Here is a 23,546-nt window from a genome sequence, read left to right on the forward strand (position 1 = left end):
GACGCCGCGCGAGCCGTCATCGACGCGATCAACGCAGGGTGACACTAAAACTTGTGGAAGTCAGGTCTGAAGCCCGGCGGGTGCCTACTCCACCACCATCCGCCGCGCGATCACCTCGATCGCCCACTCCACGGGCAACGCCTCCGAGAACTTGAGCTTGTCAACCAGCGTCGCGGGAACCGCAGGAAGCGGCCGCTCACTCTCCGGTAGGGACGCCCAGAACTCGAGCCGCTCCGCTGGAGGCCCGGTGGGCATGCCCTCGTGCAACGTGATCGCGTCGGGCTGGGCCATGCCGCCCTGCGGTGCGAGTTCCTCACCCAGCGCCGGCCCGAGCGCCGCCTGATACCTGCGATTGGCGGCGCTGCCCTCGTAGGTCCACCACTTCCGGACGTTGTCCGTGGTGGTCCACACAGGTCCGTGTGGGCTCACCGTGTGACGCAACCGGTCCTCGTCGTCGGCGAGTACGGCGCGGGCGCGGGCGGTGAGCCGAATCTGCTCGGGGAGCTCTCCCAGCAGCACAGCGCGCATGCCCTGCGCGACCTGCCGACCGATGTCGGCGCCCCCGAACCCGTACCGTGCTCTGCCGCCGCCCGCGGCGGGCTCCACCTGCACCCGATGCCTGGGCCAGTTGATGTCAGTGACCTTCCACGACCGCCCCGCGAGAAGCAGGTGGATCGGCCCATCGACGCCGGTGAGTGCCCGCCACTCCACGGTGCCCACCTCCTGCCGACCGGCCAGGACGGTGAACTCCCGAGGCATCGCAAAGGTGGTGAGCAGGTCCATGAAGTGTCGGCGGCCGAACACCCTCTCGGCGTCGGGCCCGAGGAACATGGCGCCGCCATCGACGTTGAGGTACCCGCGCTCCACGAGGAAGTCGACGATCAGCTCGGCGGGACGCTCGAGGGTCTCGGCGCTCATCAACGGGGTGGCCGCCCAACGGTCCTGCCAGCCGTACCGCGGCAGCGCGCCCTCCTGCAGCATCGCCGCCATGATCTGCTGCGCCACCAAGTGCAGCGGGACCGGTGGAGGCACGACGGGCTCGACATATCCCGTGCCCCAGGCGTGAAGAAGACCCAGTGTCCGGAGCAGATGCCGGGGTTCGGTGGCGATGAACAGGCAGTTGCGGACGGTGCCAGCGCGACGACCGGTGCGACCGAGACGCTGGAGGAAACTCGACACGGTGGAGGGGGCGCCGATCTGAATCATGCGGTCCAGGTCCCCGATGTCGATTCCCAGCTCGAGGGTCGAAGTCGCCACGATCACGCAGTCACGCGCTTCGGCGAACGCCAACTCGGACCGCCTCCGCTCCTGGGCGGAGAGTGACGAGTGCGAGAGGTACACGTCCACGTCAAAGCCGCGGAGCATGGATGCCAACTCCTCGGCCTGCCGGCGACTGTCCACAAAGACGAGCCGTTTCTGTCCCCGGTACAGCTTGGACAGCAGCACGGCCGCGGAGTCGAGAGTGTCGACGGCGTCCACGACGATGTCGGCGTCACCGGCGACAGGCCGGACCGCCTCACCCACGGCAACGCCCGGCGCGATCACACGCCCGGCCCGCCCGTCGACACCGCCCTGCAACCACCGCAGCAGATCCTCGGGGTTGCCGACGGTTGCGCTCATCCCGATCCGCTGCAGCGGCCGCCCGACCAGGTGCTCGAGACGCGAGAGGACGGCGGACAGGTGCCATCCGCGGTCGTCGCCGGCAAAGGCATGTACCTCGTCGATCACCACGGTGTGCAGGTTCGCGAACAGCGTGCGGTGGTCGGTCTTGGTGGAGGCGAGCATCGCCTCGATGGATTCGGGCGTGGTGAGCAGGATGTCCGGCGGGTCAGCCCGGATGGCTCTGCGGGCGCTCTCGCCGACGTCTCCGTGCCATACCTCGACGCGGCGACCCATCCACGCGGTGTAGTCGACCAGTCGCACGGCGAGGTTGTTGAGCAGCGCCTTGAGCGGGGTCACGTACAGGACGGTCAGCCCGGCCCAGTCCTCGTGGGCCATGCGGGTGAGGACGGGGAATACGGCGGCCTCGGTCTTGCCGCCGGCGGTCGGCGCGAGCAGTAGGGCGTCCTCGCCGTCGATGAGCGGCCGGACGGACTCCTCCTGCAGTGGCCGCAAGCCGGGCCAGCCGAGGGAGTTGACCACGTGGTGCTGCAGTAGCGGGTGCAGCGCGGGGAAGCCCTGCGGGGCGCGGTGGTCCATCTAGAGCTCGATGGCGTCGGGGTCATCGATGGGGGACGACGACGAGGCCGCCACCGCGGACCGTTCACTCTGACTGAGGTCGGACGCCTCGAGCGTCGGGGTGAAGTGCTGCCGCGGGAGGAAGTCAGGGAACATCTCGACGCGATCCAGGCAGTCGACGAGCATCCGCAGGTACTGGCGGGGTGCGATCCCCACCTGGCCGCCGAGTTTTCCCGCCACGGACTCGGCGAGCACGCGCAGGTAGGCGTCGTCGACGAGGGTGGTGACCCGCTGGGCGACGGCGGGGTCGAGGCCGACCGCGTAGAGGTCACGCACGCGCGACCCGACCTCGACCAGTCGGTCGAAATCGAAGGCCTGAAGCCGGATCTGCGGTTGCCGGGGATTATCGAATCGGGGGTCGGCGTCGAACTTCACGCCGATCCGTTGGTCGAGCGGAGGCAGTCGCTTGATGCCCTGCTGTCCTTCGAAGAAGGCGCTGGTCCCGGTGATGAGCAGGTACATCCCGGGGTAGCGCCCCGAATCGAGCTCGTCGATCCACTGCCGCAGAGCATTGAGCGCCTTCTCCCGGACGTCGCCGCGCATGCGCTGGAGGGTCTCGACCTCATCCAGGACCAGCAGAAGCCCGCGGTGTCCGGAGCCGGCGAGCACCTGGAGTAGCCCCTGAAAGAAGCCCATCGCCAGGAAGTGGTCGAGTTCGCCCTTCACCCCGGCTGCTCGTTTAGCAGACGCGGCAACGTTGCGCTGACCCCCGAGCCAGGCTGCAAGCCCGTCGGCCACCTCGATCTCACCGTTGAGCAACGCGTCTCGATACCCGCGCAGGGCGAGAGGGAACACGGGCGCAGCATCGGCGACGGAGCGCAGTCTGTCCTCGAGCAGCTCCGCGGCGTCTGCTCCGGAGGAGGCCGCGTCGTCTTCCACTCCGAGGAGCCAGTCGTCGAGGACCGCCCGGAATGCCTGTCGAGAGACGGCGGGGGTGCGGAGTTCTTCGCAGGCCCTCCGGTACACGGTCTCGAGCCGATGCAGGGGCGTCTCGAGTTCGGAGATCTGGACCTCGGACACGGCGAACCCGCGGTCGAGGGCCTGCTGCTGGAGCCAGCGCGCGAAGAAGGTCTTGCCGGAGCCGTATTCGCCGCGGACGGCCTTGAACACGGCGGCGCCACCGGCGACCTTGTCCAGCTCTTCTCCCAGGACGGGCGCCAGTCGGTCGAGGCCCACGGCGAGCTGGTCCAGCCCGTCGGCGGGGACGGTGCCGCGGCGGAGGGCGTCGATGATCGCGGTACGGCGGGCGGGGGAGACGGTCATCTACAGTCCGAACTGTTCAAAGAGGGTCTGGGACGCCAGCACCACGTCGTTGTCCTCACGCTCGAGGACCGGCATGCCGTCGACGTTGACCACCTTCTGGATCCTCGCGATGGTGCCGCTGACCCGAAGCGGGTTGAGGTCGAGAGTGCTCGCGAGTACGGCAATGGGCATGCGCCCGTTGTTCGCTGCAATCGCGCGCAGCGCGTCGGCCAGCACGCCGGGGTCGAGCCCGACCCGCTGTGACTCGACCCTCTCCTTGAAGTAGTCCTTGCGGGCCAAGGCGGTGAAGGTGTCGGCGGGTCTCTTCGCCCGGGCGGGCGCGGGTGCCGGCGAGGCAGTGGGCTCGGCCGGGACTGGGGAGTCGAAGAGTGAGACCTGGTCGGCGTCCTGCGGTGCCTTGCGCCGCGTGGCGGGCTTGGCCGCGGGTCCTCGCCCAGAGTGCCCGGCGGCAGCCTGTCCAGCAGCCGCTTGTCCCGGGGTCGCCTCGCCCGCACCACTGGTCGACGTCGCCGTCGAGATCGGCCACCACGCGGGCCACGAGTCCTGGACGGGCGGCCCGGCGGGGAACGGTGAGTCCTCTCCGAGCCCGTCGAGGCTCTGGACCAGAACGGCAACGGGCGCGCAGACCTCGGCGGGTGAGGCGCCGCCGTGGTAGCCGGCCTTCTTGCCGGTGTAGCGCAGGTCCTCGTCCACAGCGAGGATCGCGCTGTGGTGCGGTGTGCCGCTGGTGCCGGGCGCGAGCACGCGGTTCCCGGACACGGCTCGCTCGGCGTCCTGGGCGGGAGCTCCGCTGGCGGGCCGCCAGCGCGCACTCACGGCGCCGTCGGCGGTGACCTTGCCGATTCGGCTGCGTTCGACCACGTGTCCGTGGTCGGAGAGCAGGACCACGTCTCGTCCAACGGCGCGGGCGTAGTCGAGCAGCTTGTCCAGGTGGGTGATGCGCGAGGTGGTCCAGGTGGTGGCGATGGGGTCGGACCGGTCGAGGGCGTCGTCGACGGTGTTGAGCACCGCGCCCACCACGGGGACATGCTCGGTGTCGTAAATGGCGCTGCGGACGGTATCGCCGATGCTCGCGTCGAGGTCTGCCTTGTGGAACAGCGGCCCGTCGCTGACCGAGGGGTGGGCGGGGAACAGGGCGGCGAATCCGGTCCGCTCCTCCTGCTGCCCGCCGAGGGCCAGCTCTCCGCTGAGCAGGGAGGTCCGGGACGCGGTGGTCACCGACGGCAGGGCGGAGGCGGCCACGTCGAGTCCGAGGGAGGCCAAGTCGAGCCGCTGCCAGACGGTGGCGTGACGGGCTGCCACGTCCTCGAGAAGCCCGTGCGCAGCGGCCACGGAGAGTCCATCGATCACCACCACGAGCAGCGCCCGCTCACTCCGTTGACCGGACTCGACCGGCCCGGACTTCCGCAGGGGCGCGACGACCCTGGACAGCACGTCCTCCACGAGCAGGGCGTCGCCAGCGGTGGAGCGGTCGGCCAAACGCGCACCGACGAGCGCAGCGAAGGTCCGGTCGATGTCGCGTCGTACGGCGAGGGTGCGGTCGAGGACGCGACGACCGAGCGCGTCGGGGTCCGCCGCAGACTGCCCGATCGCGGGCTTGGGATCGGCGGTGAATCCACGCCACGCCGAGTTGACGGCCCGGTCCACCCAGCTCAGCTCGTCAACGTACGCGCGCATCGCCTCGACGTGACCGACAGAACGCATCCGGTCGGCCACGGCGGTGGCCTCGGTCCGGTTCCACCGGTGGAGCCGGACCAGCGCGGCGGCGGTCTCGAGGTCGTCGGGCCGGGAGCGCTCGGCTTCGACGTGCGCCCGCAGCGTCTCGAGCCCCCGCAGCAACGCGGTCTCGCTCCCTCCGTCGAGGGTGGTGGCCAGGCCGCGGGCGTACACGTCGAGGCGTCGTTGGAAGGCGCCGGGCAGGACGGTGGATCCGGCGAGGAGGGAGGCGCCACCGTTCTGCTCGAATCCGGTGATCAACCGGTGGGCCTCGCCGAGTACGGCGGTGAGCGGCTGCCCGTGATCCAGTGAGGTGCGGACGGCCTTGGCGGCGGCGGACCCCCATTCGCGCAGGGACTGGTCGCCGAGTGTGGCGCCGATGTGGTGGCTGAACAGGGCCCGCGCTCCGGTGAGTTCGGTGGGTGTGTCCTGCCAGTCGGGCGTGCGGAGGGTCTCTGCTACCAGGCCGGCGGGCAGGAGCCCTCGTGGCCCGCTCTTGGCCCACAGACTGCGGATCCCGGGACCGGTCAACGTGAACGTGCGGCACAGCCACGTGATGAGCCCCGCGCGGACGTGAGATGTGAGCCGCGAGGCCAGCTCGTCCCACGCGGCGTGGGCGTCGGGGGTGGCGCTCCAGGCCAGGAGGTCCGCGAGCCGGAAGTCCTGTTCCAGACCCAGTACGAGCGTGCTGATGGCCCCATAGAGGTGGTCGGCGGTGAGGACCGGAGTCGGGGTGGGGGCGAGAGTGTCGCGGTGGTCGGCCAGCGCGGTCGTGAGCCCCCGGACGTCGTCCCGCCCTCGGGGGATGCGGCCGTCGGTCTTGTCTGCCGAGAACATCCCGAGCAGGGTGCCCACGGGGTCGAGCTCCCGCATGCGCCCGAGCGGTTGGAAATGCTCCTTAACCCCCTGGGGGATCTGCTCCTCGGGGAGGTCGGTGAGCACGACGCGCCACGGCACCTCGGGGGCATTCCGGTGCCGCACCACGTCCCGGATCTCCAGCACCGTCCGGCAGCAGTGGACCGGGACGGCGAGGTCGTCGACGCGCAGCTCGGTGCCGTCCCATTCGGGACGGGCGTGCATCACCAGCAAACCGCGCTTGTGCTGCTTGTCCCGGTAGAGGCCGTGGAGGAGTGGAATGAGGTCGGCGGCGGTCGCCGTACCGAGCGACGACGACGAGGTGGCTCCCCCCGCAACCCCTGCACTGGCCGTGGTCACGTCTCGGGCTCCTCGGCGACAATCTCGATCCGGAAGCGGGTGCCCGTCCCGTAGCTCCGCCCAAGATCAGCGAGGGCGGTGTGGATCGCCCCTTCAACTTGGCTGCCGTGCGCCTCGAATGTCCGGCGTCGACCGGAGCCGGTGATCTCCACTTCGGTCGGCGGAAGAGGTGGCAGCGGGGGTGGAGGCGGCGAAATCGGCGGGGTCGGGATCGGGGGCGGGGGCGGGGGCGGACCGACGATCGCCTTGTTGATCCAGTCCTGAGCGCGCTTCTCAAACTTCTGAACAGACGTGACCAGATGCTGGACGAACTCGTGGGTGTCGACCCCGTTGTCCAGGTCCTTCACGATCTGCGTGGCCTCACCCCCGAGGGGCCCCTCCTTGGCCCGCCCACCGATCAGGGTCTCGAGGGTCGGCCCGATGTTGCGCGCCACGGCCGCCACGTCCTCGGCGGTGGTGATGGACTGGCTCGCCTCGTTGGTGGTGGCACCGAGGTAGTTGCCCGGCCCCTCACCCGCGGAGGCGAGGGCGGTGACGATCTCACCGTGATGCTGCTTCTTGCGCACCAACGTCTGCAGCAACTCGGTCTGCCGGCGCGCGAGCTGGAGCCGGCGCCCCTCCCCGGTTCGCCCCAGACGCTGCTCAAGCTTGGACAGCTGCGCAACCAGGTCCTCGCTGGACTGTTTGAACTCGTCCGCCTTGCTCGACACCTCGCCCGCCAGGTGGGTGAGGTTGGTGGGGGAGAGGTGGCCTCGCTCGGGGATGCCGAAGAGGTGCTGGGCGGCCTGCACGGCGCGATCCCACTCGTCCTGTTCGGGCAGGACCGGCTCGCGCAGCTGGTGGGACTGTTGGATGTCCTTGAAGGCCGGGGCAGCGACAGGAGTCCCATAGGTGAACCAGCTGCGGTCGCGTGACTCGGCCCACGCCGCCGCGAGGAGCGTGGTGCAGTCGCGGTTGAGCCCGGCTTGCGGCATGAGCTTCTCCACGGCCGCTACGACCTGCGCCACCGTGAGCACACCGTCGGCCTGCCCGGATTTCTCCGCCTCGGCGAGCGCGCGGTCGATCTGCCCGGCCAGGGTGGCAAAGGTGGCGCTGGGGAACACGAGGTGAGACTCGTGGACGTCGGCCACCCGAAGACCGCCCAGCACGAGCTGCACGGACTTGCGCTCGGCGGCGACAAACGCGGCGCGGCCGTCCTCGCGGGCGTCGGACCGGCGCAGCACCTCCAGCGAGACCGCGAAGTCCTTTTGCGTGAGCGCGCTGGTGGTGTCGAACGGCGGGTGGTCGGGGTAGCGCTGGTCAAACGCCTGGTCGTAGAGCCGCCTAGCGGCCTCGCGCAGGGACGCGCCGACGGGCCGCTGGACCACTACGGAGGAACTCAACGAGCGGACGGGCGGCTGCCCCTCGGGGAACACCGCCCCCTCGGCGATGCCGTACATCTTGCGCAGGATGGCGGCGAGCTGCCCGGCGAGCTGATTGCGCTGGGTCACCATGACCTGGCGGACGCGTTCGCGGTCGCCGTCGGCGAGGTAGCTGGTGTAACCGAGCCACTTCTCGGACTGCAGAACCCAGTCCATGGTGACGAGCTTGCCCAGGTCGTCCATCTGCTTGCGGTCGAGGAACGCCGGCAGCCAGGCCAGGGTGAAGTGGTCGTGGCCTTCGGTTCGCAGGCGGTCCAGGCGAGCGTGATCCTCGGAGACGCCGTGTCCCTCCTCGTCGAAGGGCAAGTCCACGATCACCCGCAGCGCCCCGGGTTCGACGGGCGCCAAGAGGGTGTCGGGCACGGAACCTGGGTCACGGACGTTGCCACGAACAATCTCGACGGTCCGGTTCGTTCCGCGCCAGGTGATTCGGGTGGAGCGCGCGCCGTCGGCCTGCGCGTCGATGGCCGCGATGCCGAACTCCTCCTGCAGCATCGACCACAGACGTTCCCGGCGCCGCGAGAAGGTGTCCTCGCCGCGGGCGCGCTCGAGGATCTCGTCGAAGGGCAGTTCTTCCAGCGTGATGGAGATCAGCGGATCGTGGCTGTCGGTCCCCACGGTGATCTCGGGAACCGAGGTGTTCCACTCCCGGACCGAGGCGAGCGCGCGGGTCGGCGCGTCAGAGGCGACGATCGAGACGAGCTCCCCGTGGTTGAGGTGGGCGAGCCTGCTGGCGGTGAGCGCCTTGAGCCCGGGCACCTCGGGCGCGAGGGCGGACAGCAGCAGGGTCTTAGCCAGGCGGAGCTGGGCGCGCACCCCCTTGGGCTGGTCCAGGTCCCGCACGCTCGGGTCGGCGTCGGGGAACTGGGCCAGGACGGCGGGCCGGAGCTTGTCGTGCCACAGGGTGCGTGCGGTGCGGAACCGGGCAGCCACCGCCTCGTCGGCGCCACCGTTGCCGGTCCCGTCGATGATGTAGTCGAACACCTCGCCCACGGGGATCACCTGGTCGACGGTCATGGAGTCGGCCAGGTCGACGAGCATCGACTCCATCACCTTGAGCGCGGTGCGGTCGCGCTGCATGGCGGTGGACAGGTGGACGAGGGTGTCAATGAGGACCGGGCTAAAGGGGTAGGTAAGGCGGAACTGCTCCTCGGTGGCTCCGCGGTGCTGGTCGTCAGTGTTGACCTTGTCCAGCAGGACGGGCTTGACGGCCGGGGACAGGTGCAGGCGCTGGAACGAGGCCTCGAGCGCCTCGACCGCCGCGGCGTTCTTGGGGGTGAGGAGCCGGCGATGGGCGATCTGCGGCAGGTTGGCCGAGCCGAGCGCGATGCCCGAGAAGCGGCCTTCCTGGTGGGCGATGGCCTGCTCGCGGATCTTGGTGGCCTCGCCGGCCTCGATCGACGAGTCCTTCCACGCCTTGAGGTCGTGCTGGCGGGCGATAAAGCTGACGATCGGCACGGCCATGCGGCCCTGGTCGGATTCGACGAACCCGGTGAGCTTCTGAATCTCGCGGCCGAAGAACTCGCGATTGGAGAAGTGGAAGGTGAGCCACAGGATCAGCTCGTCGAGCAGCAGGACCACGGCCTCGTAACCGAGGGTCTTGGCGTGCGCGGCGATCGCGGACAGCCCCTCGGGCAGGTGCAGCCAGTCGGTGTTGGTGTGGGCGGAGGTGATCCACGTCTGGCCGAGCGCGGAGACCAGCGCGTCCCGCTCGGCGCGGGACGCGGCGGGGTGTCGGGCGCGGTCGTAGGAGTCGCGGTCCCAGGTGGTGGCGGTGGCGCCGCCGAGCGCGGCCAGGTCGAGGCCGCCGGGAGTGGATGACGACGACGACGTGACGCCGCCGGGTCCGGTGGTGGCAGTGGCCAGGCGTGCAAAAAATCGCTCGTCGCCGACCTCGGCCCGTATCTGTTCGGCGTTCTCGAGCAGCCCGTCAGCCATGTGGAGTACCGGCGGGGTGACTCCCGGGTGGAGCCGGTTCAGGTGCGAGAGGTACGCCGCGAAGAGGGTGTCCTCGATGGAGTTCGAGCCCAGGAAATGGAAGGGCAGCGCGAGGATCTTGCTAGACGTGGCCCGCGGGTGGTCGGCGATGTGCTGCTGGAGTTCGGCAATCGCGCGGGCGCGGGGGTCGCCGGTGAGCAGGGCGAGCAGCACCGCCATGAAGTGCGACTTGCCGGAGCCGAAGGAGCCCTTGAGGAAGGCACCCTTGTTCTCCCCGGTGGCCAGGGCGCTGTCGACCAGGGCGAGCGCCTCATCAAAGGCGTCGCCGATGGACGGGGTCACCACGTACTCTGCCAGCGTGGTTCCGAGTTCGTCTCGGGTGACGGCGTCGGAGAGTTGAAGGACGAACGTCGAGGTTCCCGAGTGCTCGGGGATCGAGAAGACGTCACGCAGGGTGGGGCTAGTGCCCGACCCTGCCGTCGCGCCGGGAGGGGTGAAGGCCATGAACTCTAGCTTTCCTTATCGGGTGTAGTAGCTGCGGCTGCGACGCGCCTGCGGCCGCGGGTCGCAGGGGCGGGGCGCCAGTCGGACAGGTCGGCGATCGCGACGCCGGTGCGCTCTGCGAGCGAGGTGAGCTGTCCGCCGAGATAGTCGGCCCAGTCGATTCCGGAGTGGGCATCCATGCCCGAGTGCCACTGGCGGATCCACGGCATGAGCTCGGCCAGCCCGGCGACCAGAGGGACGAGTTGGGCGGGGTCGGTGTCGTCCTTGCGGTCGTCGTACAACGACACCAGGGCGATGCCTTGCTCGGCGTGGTCCCAGCCCGCCCAGCCCAGCATTGCGGTGGGGTCGTCCGGGCCCGAGGCCCCGGGGTAGGAAACGAACCGTTCCTTGGGCACGTCGAGCTTGCCGCGGGCCTGCCAGTAGGAGGTCTTGCGGAAGTCCGCGGAGGTGTACTTGGGTGGCACCGGCACCTGGGCGGTGGTGATCTCGCCGCGGTCCTCGGCGCGCTGGGCGTCCCAGGTGACCTGCCATTCGGCGAACTTGCGCAAGCCCGAGTCCTTGAGCCGCAGCCCTGCCAGGTACGGCACTGCCTCGTCCGCCAACAGCGCCACGAGGTTGGCGAGCACGCCGGCCTGCCGCTTGGTCGACCACAGCTCGAGCGCTTCGGAAACTCCAGCCAACTGCGGAGCGGTCTCGACCTTCGCGGCGAGCTGACGCACCGATTGCGGCTGCGGATACCCGTTGGGGTCCTTCCACAGCTCAGGGTTCTCCAGCCTGTCCAAGATCCAGGATTCGAGTGCCGATCGGACCCGGTCAGTCCAGGGCACAGAGGACCAGCGCCGCTTGTACTCGGGGCGCTCGAGAAGCTCGAGCGAAGGATCCTCGGCGATGAGATCCAGCCGCCGCTGCACCGCGTCCCGATACCCGGACGGCAGATGTTCTGGGATCTCGGTGACCGGGGTCGAGCGGTGGCGGTCGAACCACGCCGTTTCGGCCTCACCGGCCTGAACGCGGCGGGCCAGGGCGATCTCGAACGCCCGCTCGCCCAATGCCAACTCAGGGACGTCACCCACCGGGAGCGACAGGTCGGAGTCGGTGAACCCGTACAAGTGGTACACCTGCCAGTCGAGTTCCTCCTGCTCCGCGATCATCAGCCCCCGAATGCGTTCCCAATCCACCTCGCCGCGGGCGAACAGCTCAGCCGACGGCGACGACCCCTCGAGAAGAGCAGCGGGCGCGACCGCCGCTAACTCCTGAGCCAGCAGATCGATGCACCGTGCGCGCTCCAACACCGAGCCGGCGGGGAGAGGGAAGTCTCCGACGGTGGTGCCGTTGAATTGATAGCGATCCGACCACTTCTCCTTGCTCACCCGGGCTCCGGAGGTGCCAACCGGGTCGCCACCCTTCGGATAGCAGTTATTGCGCAACCAGAAGCACGCCGTCGACGAATTCAGCACCCCAAGCAGTTTAAGATGCTCGTCCTCGCTCGACCTCTCCGGCAACTTGATCACCGGGGCGGTCTGCTTGAACACCTTCCCACCACGATCCAGCACAAAATGGTTATGCGTAGCCACCTCCGCAAACGCAATCGAAAGCGGCGTCCATTTATTCGGATCTTGCACCATGTGCCATTCGTGCCAATGCTTCTTATCTAGATAGTAGGGGAGCTTGTTGAAGGTGGCGCGATTAGCAATGCTGGTTCGAGCCCGATATAGAGTTCGATGCCAGTTTGGAGCCTCTTCGACCCTTAAGAGCCCAGATGGCGCCCGGTAGGGATGCCAAGTGAAAGTCGATCCCGCGATGGCATGATCACGAACTTCATCCCCGACAACTAACTGTTTCGTAAAGGGATCCTCTAAGCTCAGTCGCTTGACGGTAGCTTGATCGGTAAGAAATGCAGAATCAGCATTTGTCTGACCGTAAAAGCCAATACGGACAACCAATTCACCCAGGGCACGGGGACCGTTCGCCTCAATCTGACCTGCAACTCCGCCCGCCGCACCGCCCTGCAACGACCAGGGGTGAGCCGAGAGCGTGTCACGCGGCAGGTTGTCCACACTAATCCACTGGTCTTCAAAGTGCGGAGAATCGACGTGTTCGACGATGCTGCGCCACACCAGGCCCTGTGCCGGGTCTTCGGGCGCACCCGGCTCGCCCTGAATACCTAGTACAGCACGGACGGTGTCAGCGCCTGGTTGACGATTCCGCGAGACAAGCGTCACCGTTGGCGTGCCATGCCCCGGGATGTACGCGCCAGAGGTGTCGATCACCTCGAGAAGATCAACCCGCGGGAAGAACTCCTCGATGAGCGGGACGCCGAACTCGCGCGCCATGAACGAGTTCGAGGTGATCTGCCCGATCCAGCCCGAGCGGAAGGGATCGAGCGTTCCCGACTTCGCCAAAGCGTGGAACTGCTCCATAAACGGAACCGACAACGCGTATGTGCCCTTGCAGTATCCGTACAGCTCCCGATACCGCTGGTTAAGGGTCTTGTCCTTGACGGTGATGTAGGGCGGATTACCTACCACCACGTCGTACTGATCCCGCGCCAGCGTCCGCCGCAGCGCCGCCACGTCCTCCGTCGATAGGTGGGTGCCGCTGGCGACAGCATCGGGATCGACGGTGAGATCTCCATAGTCGAATCCGGACTGCCCGGCAGAGTCCTCGCTCCAGAGCAGCGAGTCGCCGGCATAAACCTGAAGCGGCAACTCGGGCACGTTAAGCAGGCTCGACCCACCTGTCGCCCGAAGTGCTGCCACCATGAGCCGGAACTGGGCGATCGCTACCGCGAACGGGTTGATGTCCACCCCGTGGACGGAAGACAACGCCAAGCGCACCTGCTCGGTCGGCTCCATTCCCGGAGCCTCGGCTCGCCAATAGTCCAGCATCCGCTCGAATGCACCGAGAAGGAAGTGCCCCGATCCGCAGGTGGGATCGATGATCTTAAAGTCCACCGCTTCTGTCCGACCCTCTGCATCGACCGACGGAAGACGAGGGGAGCGCTCCTTCAGCGCCGGGGTCAGCGTGCGATCAAGGATGAACTCCTCGACGAATTCCGGTGTCTGCAACAGCGCATATTTCTTCTTGGCGTACTCCGACAGGTCCTGATACATGTCGCCCAAGAACCGGGTATCCAGTGCTGGATCGCGCAGGGACCATACGGTCGCGTTCTCCGCATCAGGCTGGCGCCAGAATTCCACCAACCGCTGCGCCGCGTCGTCGGTCGGCTCGGCAATGTGGATTCCCGCGTGCTCGCCCACCAGGGGTGCCGCCGCAGGGGAGCGCTCCAGCTGGGAGAAAGCATGCCGCAGATAGCCACGGAAGCTCTGGTCCAGGTTCGCCGAGAAGAAACGGTCCTGCTCGTCCACCGCACGCCGGCGCCCGTCCGCATCTGGCCCACTGATCCAGCGTTGGTGCGCCCCCAGCAGGTCGTTATCCTCGCAGAACCGCACGAAGACACTCGTGAGCACCCACCCCACCGCCGCCTGGGTGAGCTGATCTTCCTGCCAGTCTGCCCACGTGGCACCGGTCCGCTGGGATTCCTTGAGCGCCGCGTGAGTGGTCTTCCACTCCGCCGTCTTGTCCAGGTCAGCTGCGAGGCGAGTACGCATGTCGTCGACAAGCTCCCGTACCACCGGCTGCAACGCGTCCGTGAGCGTCTGCTGTTCCGCCGACTTCCGCCGCTTACCCGCCACCTGGCACCTGGCCTTTCACACACGCGGACCCGCGCGTTGCGAGTCCCTCGACCATCCTACGAAGCACGTGAGAGCGGCGAGACCCGGATAGTGTTTCCGACATGAACACCGACGAGGAGCGCCAACGCGCCGTCGCCGCGATCGATGCCCGGATCGACGCCCTCATCGAGGACGGCGTCCCCACCAACAGTTCGCGAATCCGAGCGCTCGTGGCCAAACGCGCGGTCGCCCAGAAGAGCAGAAAGGCAATCAAGAGGTCTGTCCGCGAGGCCCGAGATCGCCAGGCCGCGGCGGCCGGCGGGACGGGAAAGGGCTCTCCGAAGGCCGGCGGGCGCATCTCGGTGGTTCCCGACTCCGCAGCCGATACGAAACGTCTGCAGTCGCTTCCCGCGAAAGAACGCGGCCGCATCGAGGCCGCCAGGATCAAGGTCCGGAAGCTCTTGAAGCATTGCAGCGACCCGACCGCGAAAGGCGTCCGGAACGCTATCGCCGAATGCGACGCAGACAACAGCTTCCTCATCAATCAGGGAGTGCGTTACGACGCGCGCGCCAGAAAAAGGGCCCGGCTCCGAAAAGAAGGCCTCAGGGAGCTTCAGGGCGCCATTGCGATGCGTCGCCGGAAGTCCGCGCCGTCCGAGCTCGAGCTGGCCTTCCTACTGGATGCACACCTGGAGCGGCGCCGCCAGATCAGGCGTGGCCCGGACAACGTCGTCGGTGTACTCGACGTGCGGTCCGGCGGAGCACCCTCGCTGGGCAAGCGAAAGTAGATCCTCGCTTACACGCTCACCAGCTGCGAGTCGCTGGTGATGGGCAGCGGCCGGCCATCCACCTGGTCCGGCTGGCCCGGGGCGTCCTTGGCGCGGCCCGTCACCAACACCACTGGCCGGCGCGGGGGAGCGGTGAGATCCGTCCACCGCCCGAGCTGGGACAGCTGGGAGTACTCGGCGAGCAGCGAAGCCTCCGTGAGGACCAACGCCGAACCATCGGTGGCATCGACGTTGTCGAGCACCGTCGTGACGTTGGCCTCCATGACGCCGCGCACCTGCTCCGGCGGCAACCGCAGGAAATCCCCGCGCTTGTCCAGCTGGCCGCTGGTCTCGAGCAGAGAGTCCACGCTGGCGAGCACCTCGGCGGACAGATCCACCACCTCAGCGCCCAGGCGCTCAGCCAGCTTGCTTGCGACCTCGTCTCCACGGCCGTAGGGCACCGAGACGGAGACGAACCCCGGGCTCGAGGCCGCGCGCGCCAGTTGCTCGATCAGAGGATCCTCAGTGCCGGAACGGTCGGTGACCAACGCGGACGGAGTCCGGGTATGCACCATGCTCAGCCCGGTCGCCTGCTGCGGGTAGCGGAAGTCCCGGTGCTGCGGATCCCACGCCATCCCCGGCATGTGCTCGGCCAGCACCGCCTCCACGTCCTCACGCCTCGGCTCGCGGGTGCGAAGCTCCGGAAAGCGGGCGCGGATGAGGTCCTTGAGCAAGCCCAGGTTGAACTGGCTGGCAGCCCGCGGAAGGGTCAGCGCCAGCAGCTCGGGCAGCTCCATCGCGGTGGAGTACAGGTCACCCGTGGCGGTGAGCGCCAACTCGTCGTCGCCTGCCACCGCCAGCTCCGCCAGCGTGAGCGGATCGATCCGGGACTCCGCGTCCGCGGCGTCCGAGAACACCGACCGGGCCGCCCCCCGCAGCTCCGCGTGGACCAGCTCCGCGGGAACGTGCCGCACCCCCGGCTCGGCGAGCAGGTCGTGCGCCGCCCGATTGAGCTCGACCACCAGGGGACGCGCCCAATCCGGGTGCACGCTCATCCCGATCACCCGAGCGGAGCGCCCGCGCCGCAGCAATTCCACCTCGGACCCGCCAGCGGCGTCAGCACGGTGCAGGCCCAGGTCAAACATGCGCAGGACGCCCAGCCGCAGGCGCTCAGAATCGCGGTGCCCCTGCTCCGCCGGGAAACTCTGCTCGACCGCCCCCGCGATCTGCCGGATGCTCGCCACCCCGCCGCGGCGCACGATCTCCCGGCGGGTGGCGGCCCGGATCTCCTCGAATGCCTCGGTGAGCGCCGGGGAGGATTGCCACAGTGCCGGGAACTTACCCGTGAGTTGCGGGATCCTGCCGACGCTCAGCCGCAGCGGCTCGGCGTACCGGGACATGGCCTGAAACGGATCGGCCGGCGCGCCCTCGCCCCGCCCGAGGATCGTCCGCACCAGCCGGTAATCGGAGCTGCGCGAGCTGCCCGCAGCCCGCAGGAGTTCCTCCGCCAGCTCCGCCAACGTCGGGAGAGCGACGGCTGTCACAGGGGTGGGGGCATCGCGGGGAGTCACCGGCTCCCTCGTCGTCGTCGTCCCCCCGTCACCCGCGGTGACCGACGCCGCGACGGCCGCGAGCGCCTCGCGGAACTCCTGCGCCGAGCCGAACCGCGCCCCGCTGTCCCCATCGAGCAGACGGGTGAAGATCCCCGTCATCTGCTCCACCACGTCCTGACTCCACTCGGGAGGCATCGCCTCCGCCGGAATCACCACGTGACCGTCGGTGAGCGAGGGCTCGCTCACCCCGTCCCCGTACGTCGGAGTCTCACCCGTCGCCATCTCGAACAACACCACGCCGGCCGAATACCGCTCGGCCGAGGAGTCGGCGATCTGCCGCGACCGCCGGCCCAGGAACGGATCGCGGTACACGCCGGTGCCCACCTTGGTGTGCTGCAGGGACTCGCGGGAGGCGGAGAAGTCGAACAGGGCCAGGTGCTGGCCGCGCCCCCGTCCCACGATCCCGAGGTTGGCGGGCTTGATGTCCCGGTGCGCGACCCCCGCCGCCTCCAGGGCGACCAGCATGTCCGCCAGGTTGATGGCGAACTTCCAGAACCGGTCCTGGGAGATCCGGCCGAGCTGCAGCATGCTCGCCAGTGAGACGTCCCCGCAGTCCGTGAGCACCAGGCACGTGCGCCGGTCATGGACGACCATCGGGCCCTCGAGCAGCGCTACGAACAGAGAGGAGTACTTGGCCGGCAGCCCCTGGCCGAGCGAGCGCAAGACCTCCGACTCCGCGGCCAAGCGCTCCGCGGCGCGCTCGTCCCGCGCCACCTTGAGGACCTTGGTGGGCGGACCGGAATCGTCGGTGAGATCCTCCACCTGCAGGCCCACCGCCGTGGACCCCGAGCCCAGGACCTTCTTGATGACGAACCGGCCCTCGAGCACTCCGTCGATCATCGGGCGCAGCGCGTCCATCTGCTCGGCGGCGGGCTGCGGAGTGGCCGGTCGTGCGGCCTCTGCCAGGCGCCGCTCGAAGCCGATCACCGGGGAGAGTCCCTGTGTGGAATCCGAGACCCCGAACTTGGTGTTGCGCGTGTCGACCGTCGCCGAAGTGGCGTCCATGACGAGCGCGCGCAGGCCCTGATCGAACTCGCTCGTCACCGCGGACATGTCCAGGCCGCGGTCGCGCTCCAGCCGGTCGAGCAGCGACGAGCGGTCCGTGGCGGGGGCATGGCCGCCAGTGAGGATGTAGTACGCCAGCGCACCGAGGGAGAACAGATCCGCCGCCATGCGGTCCGGTGTGTGGACGCCCGCCGCCTCCGGTGCCAGGTAGACGCGGCCTGACAGCTCGTCGCCCGGCATCGACGTGGCAGAGCCGGTGGCACCCAGGACCGTTCCTGAGGCCTCGGAGGTCCCCGCGCCGGACCAGCCGTCGACCTTCACCTCGATGCGGCCGTACGCGTCGACCGGCCGGGTGGAGAGCAGTCGGGTGTCGAGCAGGACGGTGGTCGGGTCGAGACCCCGGTGCGCCACCTGGTGCCGGTGGGCGTACAGCAGCGCGTCCGCGACCTGGCGGACGATCTCCACGCGCTCCCTCGCCGAGAGTTTGGCCCCCGGCAGCGCCACGTCCAACGGTCGATGGTCCGGCAGCGCCGGGTAGATCACCACCTCGTCCGAGGTGCCGCGCAGCGTCTCCATCGAGCGGGGGGCCACGATGTGCTCGTTTCCCAACCCCGACAGCAGCTCGTACTCCCGGCGCAGCGTCCTGCGCATCCGGATCTGCTCGCCCTCCGTGGCGGCCGCCGCCACATTGAGCACCCGCGCGCGGATCGGCTCGTGGGTCTCCCGGTGTTCGCCGTCCCATTCGTGGAAGCGCGGGTCGGGGGAGTCGACGCGGTCGTGCAGGAGGTACGAGCCGGCCAGGTGATCGCGCACGGTGATCCCCGCGATCTTGCGCATGGCCAGCGCGATGAGCATGCTCAGTGCCTCGCTGATCCGTTCGCGCCCCACCGGTTCCTGGACGCGGTCGGCGATCGGCGGGAGGTTGGTGCGCACCTCGCGGTCGGGGAAATCCGCAGGGTCCACTCCGAAGATGTTGTGGGCCTTGTCCGCCGCGAGGTGCGAGACGACCCCGGGGTCGTGGAGGAACACCGCCTCCTGAATCCACGGCAGGCGGCCGACGGCAGCGGCGACCTGCCTGATCTGCGGGTCCTCGTCCTGGTCCCGCGCTATTTGGCTGATCGCCTGCTCGAGTTTGGACTTGAATCGCTGCGCCTTGCGCCGGGTGGCGACCATGGGCGAGCGCATGCTGTCCACGCGGCCGTTACGGTCGGTCACCCAGCGGTGCTCGTCGCCGCCGATCCTGCCGTGGTACGACTTGAGCTCGAGCAGGTGGATGCGGGACTGGCCCACCACCAGCGCGTCGACCTCGTGCCACTGGCCGTGGCCGTCCTGGAACTCGAAGTTGGCCCACACCCGGTAGGGCGCGGAGTCCGGCACGGCGTTCGCGAGCAGAGCCAGTCCCTGCTTCTCGTGCTCGAAGGCCGAGCGGGAGACCTCTTTCCAGCGGGGGGAGTTCTGAAGCACGGTGAACGGGTCTCCTCGGCGCGGATCGGTGCGGGTGACTAGCGTCTCCCGCGTGTGCGGAAGGTCTGGCCACTGGCCAGATCCTAGCCCCGGTGATTCACGGGGATCTGCGGATCGCTGGGCGAAAATAGACCGAAGTGCTTCCTGAACAGGGGAAACTGGGACTTGTCTAAGGTTCCATGTTCTCCAGCAGAAAGCACTCGGTAGGTGAAGCGTACTTCGTGGTCGGCCGGTCTGTCCGTTACTGCTGATGGTGTCGGGGTGATCGCCCACGCCGGGGCCATCGCGCCTCGGCTTCTGGCTGATCAGGTCGGTCTGACCGCCGAGCTGTCAGGGGCCATGGCTCGCCGACAATTTATCCCGATCCACGACCGCGGCCGTGTGCTGATCGATACCGCGGTGATGCTCGCCGATGGCGGCGAGTCCATCTCCGACATCGGCGTCCTGCGCCACCAGTCCGGGGCCCTGGGCCCAGTGGCGTCGGCGCCGACGGTGTGGCGCACGCTCGATGAGGTCACTGCCGGCAAGCGCAAGAAGATCCAGGTCGCGCGTGCCCGCACCCGGCGGCACGTGTGGTCCCGCCTGCCCGGCGGGGTGCCCGCATCGGCGTGTGCGGGGCGGGATCTGGGATCGACGGTCGTGCTCGATGTGGATGCCACCATCGTGGTCACCCACAGCGAGAAGGAACATGCAGCTCCGACGTATAAGCGCACGTTCGGCTACCACCCGATCGGCGTGTGGTGCGACAACACAGAAGAGTTTCTCGCCGCGAGCTTGCGCCCGGGCAATGCTGGCTCCAACACCGCTGCCGACCACATCGACGTCCTGGGCCAGGCAATCGCGCAGATCCCCGCTGCTCACCGGCGTGACCTGCTGATCCGCTCGGACGGCGCCGGCGCCTCTCACGACCTGTTGGATTGGATCACCGAGCAGAACCGCGTCCGTGGTCGACGGGTGGAGTACTCGGTCGGGTTCTCCATCACCGCCCCGATTCGCCGGGCCATCGTGACCTGCCCCGAGGGCGCGTGGGGACCGGCGCTCAATCCCTCCGGTGACATCCGGGACGGGGCCGAGGTTGCCGAGCTGACCGGATTTCTCGCTCCCGGGATGCTCGCCAAGTGGCCAGACGGGATGCGGGTCATCGTCCGCCGCGAACGACCCCACCCCGGCGCCCAACTGTCGATGTTCGAGGAGATCGACGGGTGGCGCTACCAGGCGTTTGTCACCAACACCGCCACCGGCCAGCTGCAATTCCTCGAAGCCAGGCATCGGGCTCACGCCCGGGTCGAGGACCGGATCCGTCACGCCAAGGACACCGGTCTTGGCCGTCTGCCCTCACGCGAGTTCGCGCTCAACCAGGCCTGGTTGGTGGCGGTGATGCTCGCCGCAGATCTGGTGGCGTGGACACGGATGCTGGCCTGTACCGGCGAGGCTGCGGTTCTGGCCTTGTGCGAGCCCAAAGCGCTGCGCTACCGCTTCCTGCACGTCGCAGCCCGGCTGACCCGTAGCGGCCGGCGGCGCCGGGTGAAGATCCCCGAAACGTGGCCCTGGGCCACCGCCATCGTCGCCGTGTTCAACAAGATCGCCGCGATCCCCAAACCAGCCTGATCTCACCTGCCCGCCCTCGACATCACCACCCGGAGACCCGCCCACCGGCAGCGCCAGCCGGCACCCCCGCACGCCCTTACGCGAAAACAAGCCCGCCGTCACCCGACAGCAGCAGTCACACCGGCCCGTGAATCAGCGGGGCTAGTCGCGGGATGATTCCCACCATCGCAGATGCGGTGAGCGACGTGTCCTCTACGCTGCCTCCATGGCAAATTTTCCTAAGGTCCAGGAGCAGAACATCGCGGTGTTCGGCGAAGCCGGATCTGGCAAGACGGTTCTGGTGTCCTCGTTTTACGGGCCCACCCAGGAAAGTGCGTATCAGAATGACCTCTGGGACCTCGTGGCGCTTCAGCCGGGGCAAGGTAATCGACTGCTGCAGAGCTATCTGGAAATGCGGGACACCGCAACCATGCCCATTCAGAACCGATTCAGCGGCATCACCTACCAATTCGCAGTGAAGCTCAAGACCACCAGCCTGAGAGAATCCACGAAGCGCCCCTTCGACGAGTTGCGACTCATGTGGCACGACTACCCCGGCGAGTGGTTCACCACCGACCCGGAAGGAGACGAGGAGCAGGCTCGTCGGCTCGAGACCTGGGGCAACCTCCTCAAATCCGACGTGGCCCTGATCCTCGTGGACGGGCAGAAGCTGCTTGATTTCCGAGGAGAGGAAGAGCGCTATCTGACCTCACTTTTCGCCAACTACCGTCAGAACATTCTGCTCGCCAAGGACCATCTCCTCGCCAAGAACGGCCCCCTCGTCGAGTTCCCCCGGATCTGGATCCTCGCCCTGTCAAAATCCGATCTCCATCCCGGCTGGACCGTCGAAAGCTTCCGCGACCTGCTCATTCGAAAGTCCGCGGGAGAGATGAACAGTCTCCGCGAGACGATCGCGAGTCTTCTCGATACGCCCAAAGCACTCTCGTTGGGCGAGGACTTCCTCCTACTTTCCTCCGCCAAGTTCCAGATGAAACCGGGAGGATATGAGCCGTCCGAGATCGATCTGACGCAACGCGTGGGAGTGGACCTGGTCCTGCCGTTGGCGTCAATCCTGCCTCTGGAGCGCAGAGTCCAGTGGCAGCAGCAATTCGACATCCCACTCAAAGTCGTGGACAAGCTGGCCGACGGCGCCGACGTGATCGCAGCCGCCCTCCTCGGAATGAAGTTCAAGACAGTGGAGAAGCTATTCAAGAATGTAGCCAAGACCAACAAGGCCATTGGGGTGTTCACTCAGTTGACGCCGATCCTCGCCGCCGCGGTAGCAGCCGCGGGACCCAAACTCAAGGAGATCAACGCAGAGGCTCGAGATAGGCACGACCATCTCCGCTCGATGCTCACACAGTTCAAGCTCGACCTGGAGCAGTCCGTCACCGACAATGTGGCGTTGTTCCGCAAGTGAACACTCACTCCGACGACCAGCCGCGATTGATCTGGGCCACCCGCGGTCGGAATTGGGGCTTCCGATTTCTCCTGGGTGCCGGCCTGGACGACCCGCTGCTGGAGTACGAGAGGGCGTTCGGTGGAGATTCCGATGCCGCCGAAGCATTTCGCCGCTCCGCTGACACCGTTGCCGTGCGTTTCCCCGATCCGCTCCAGCGGAGGGACTTCGCCGGCCGGGTCATTCCTCACGAGATCGTCTTATTCGGCGCAGATGCCGATCTCGTCGACTCACTTGACACCGGCATTCGGGAACTCTGGCCTCGGGTCTCGGGAATCTTCGCTCAGATCTGGGATTCGGACGATCCCCCCAGCCGGCAGGAGATCGAACGCGGCCGGTTCTGATCGAATCCCAAATTGAGATGCGCCCCGGCTGCAATCGTCAAGGTCTGTTCAGGCCCCCTTGGGCGAGGGGTCCATGTAGACCGTCCTGCCCTCCGCCTCACTCGAAACCGTCGCGAGCGGCTGCTGTGGAGCGCGAGACGATGAAGATCGGCGGATCAGGATGGCCGTGAAGCCGTGGCCAGGTGCGAGCCCGCACGCATAGAAGACGAAAGGGGAGCGTGCTATCGATCGGCTTGAGGGACTCCATATAGCTCGTCGACCTTGTTGTGCACGTCCTCGTGCCGAAGCACGACCAGATTCGCGAGAATGCAGAGGCAGGACCTGGAATCGGTCGTCTCGCACCCAGATGAGTGGCGAGAGGACCCCGTCGCTCGCTGGCATGACTCGTGTCCTCGGCAGACTACATGCTGCTGCTCGACGAGCCGACCAACAACATCGACCCGATCTCGCGCGAGCAAGTCCTCGACGCGCTACGGACGTACGAGGGCGCTGTCGTTCTGGTGACCCACGACCCGGGCTCCATGGAGGCCCTCGAGCCCGAGCTGGTCATCATCCTGCCCGACGGCACGGAGAACCTGTGGAACCAGGAATACATGGAGATCGTCGAGTTCGCGTAACCGAGTCCAGCGAGGGCACGCGACGTTCGCGAATGGTTCCGACGAGCTCGCGTAACCGAGCGCAGCGAGGGCAAGCGGACGTTCGCGCTAGGTGGCGAGCTTCGCGGTCTGCCTCGTTTTCTCGTCCGCCACCGCACGGCAACGCGGCCACGGGGTTACGGTGGGGGTGTCGCCGGATCCGGCCTGACGCCGGGTGCACCGACGACGGTGTCACCGAGGAGGTCGACCAATGGATGCACAGCCGGTCGTAGTCGGGGTCGACGGGGGACCCGACTCCCTGAAGGCCCTGGCCTGGGCCGCGGAGTACGCGAGCTCGGTCGGGGCGCCCCTGATCGCCCTGGCCGCCGTCGAGACCCCCGCCGTCGTCGGCCCGTACGCGATGGCCGGGTGGGTGGACCCGTCGATTCTGGAAGAGAGGGCGAGGATCATGCTCTCGGATTCGGTGCGCGACACCCTGGGTGACGACGCCCGCGTCGACCAGACCGTCCTCCGCGGCCACCCTGCGGAGGCGATCGTCGCGGCCTCGCGGGATGCCCGGCTCGTGGTGGTGGGGAGCCGGGGGTGGGGTGGTTTCCGGGGACTGCTCATGGGCTCGGTGAGCCAGCACGTCGTCGCGCACTCGCGGTCCCCGGTCGTGGTCCTGCCGCGTCAGGCCGAGGACGCCTGAGTCCGGTCGGCGTGGCGCGACGAGTGCGACGCGCGCGACCGGTCCCGGCTGGCC

Annotated in this window: 11 protein-coding genes and 1 pseudogene; 6 read left to right on the top strand and 6 right to left on the bottom strand. The window is 68.0% G+C overall.

Features of this window, described 5'->3' with window-relative positions; genetic code table 11:
- Positions 1-84: 84 nt before the first annotated feature.
- From ABD250_RS13105 to pglX, 5 genes are read right to left on the bottom strand one after another with little or no spacing between them, the layout of a single operon-like run.
- On the bottom strand, positions 85-2,199 hold the full coding sequence (locus ABD250_RS13105) for a DEAD/DEAH box helicase (protein ID WP_182659194.1): 2,115 nt from the start codon (positions 2,197-2,199) through the stop codon (positions 85-87).
- Positions 2,200-3,501, bottom strand: coding sequence for a BREX system ATP-binding protein BrxD (gene brxD / locus ABD250_RS13110; protein ID WP_182659195.1), 1,302 nt, complete (start codon positions 3,499-3,501; stop codon positions 2,200-2,202).
- Positions 3,502-6,432, bottom strand: coding sequence for a BREX-2 system phosphatase PglZ (gene pglZ / locus ABD250_RS13115; protein WP_344392728.1), 2,931 nt, complete (start codon positions 6,430-6,432; stop codon positions 3,502-3,504).
- Positions 6,429-10,295, bottom strand: coding sequence for a BREX-2 system ATPase PglY family protein (locus tag ABD250_RS13120; RefSeq protein WP_182659391.1), 3,867 nt, complete (start codon positions 10,293-10,295; stop codon positions 6,429-6,431). The genes pglZ and ABD250_RS13120 overlap by 4 nt, the downstream gene beginning before the upstream one ends.
- A gap of 5 nt (positions 10,296-10,300) precedes the next feature.
- A complete protein-coding gene (pglX, locus tag ABD250_RS13125) occupies positions 10,301-13,990 on the bottom strand; it encodes a BREX-2 system adenine-specific DNA-methyltransferase PglX (RefSeq protein WP_338404249.1) in 3,690 nt (1,229 codons plus the stop codon).
- Positions 13,991-14,091: 101 nt separating this feature from the next.
- Here pglX and ABD250_RS13130 point away from each other — a divergent pair, with 101 nt between their 5' ends.
- Positions 14,092-14,757 carry a hypothetical protein gene (locus tag ABD250_RS13130; RefSeq protein ID WP_182659390.1) on the top strand — a complete coding sequence of 222 codons (666 nt, stop codon included), beginning with the start codon at positions 14,092-14,094 and terminating at the stop codon, positions 14,755-14,757.
- An 8-nt stretch (positions 14,758-14,765) separates the two neighbouring features.
- On the opposite strand, the gene ABD250_RS13135 is transcribed toward ABD250_RS13130, so the two are convergent.
- The gene (locus ABD250_RS13135; protein ID WP_182659389.1) at positions 14,766-18,818 is read right to left on the bottom strand and encodes a protein kinase domain-containing protein; all 4,053 of its coding nucleotides are present in this window, start codon (positions 18,816-18,818) and stop codon (positions 14,766-14,768) included.
- Between the two features lie 207 nt (positions 18,819-19,025).
- On the opposite strand from ABD250_RS13135, the gene ABD250_RS13140 reads away from it, so the two are divergent.
- From ABD250_RS13140 to ABD250_RS13160, 5 genes and pseudogenes are all read left to right on the top strand, one after another.
- Positions 19,026-20,426 (top strand): IS1380 family transposase, encoded by a 1,401-nt coding sequence (locus ABD250_RS13140; RefSeq protein WP_344392731.1) that lies wholly within the window; start codon positions 19,026-19,028, stop codon positions 20,424-20,426.
- A gap of 205 nt (positions 20,427-20,631) precedes the next feature.
- Positions 20,632-21,825 carry a TRAFAC clade GTPase domain-containing protein gene (locus ABD250_RS13145; protein WP_182658575.1) on the top strand — a complete coding sequence of 398 codons (1,194 nt, stop codon included), beginning with the start codon at positions 20,632-20,634 and terminating at the stop codon, positions 21,823-21,825.
- Positions 21,822-22,208 (top strand): hypothetical protein, encoded by a 387-nt coding sequence (locus tag ABD250_RS13150; RefSeq protein ID WP_182658576.1) that lies wholly within the window; start codon positions 21,822-21,824, stop codon positions 22,206-22,208. The genes ABD250_RS13145 and ABD250_RS13150 overlap by 4 nt, the downstream gene beginning before the upstream one ends.
- Positions 22,209-22,591: 383 nt before the next feature.
- Positions 22,592-22,825 (top strand): annotated as a pseudogene (locus ABD250_RS13155) (ABC transporter ATP-binding protein); the annotation flags it as partial.
- Positions 22,826-23,054: 229 nt separating this feature from the next.
- Complete coding sequence (locus ABD250_RS13160) at positions 23,055-23,492, top strand: universal stress protein (protein ID WP_182658577.1); 438 nt, start codon at positions 23,055-23,057, stop codon at positions 23,490-23,492.
- Positions 23,493-23,546: the final 54 nt, after the last annotated feature.

It is taken from the genome of Dietzia cercidiphylli (genome assembly GCF_039531545.1).
Taxonomy (GTDB): domain Bacteria; phylum Actinomycetota; class Actinomycetes; order Mycobacteriales; family Mycobacteriaceae; genus Dietzia; species Dietzia natronolimnaea.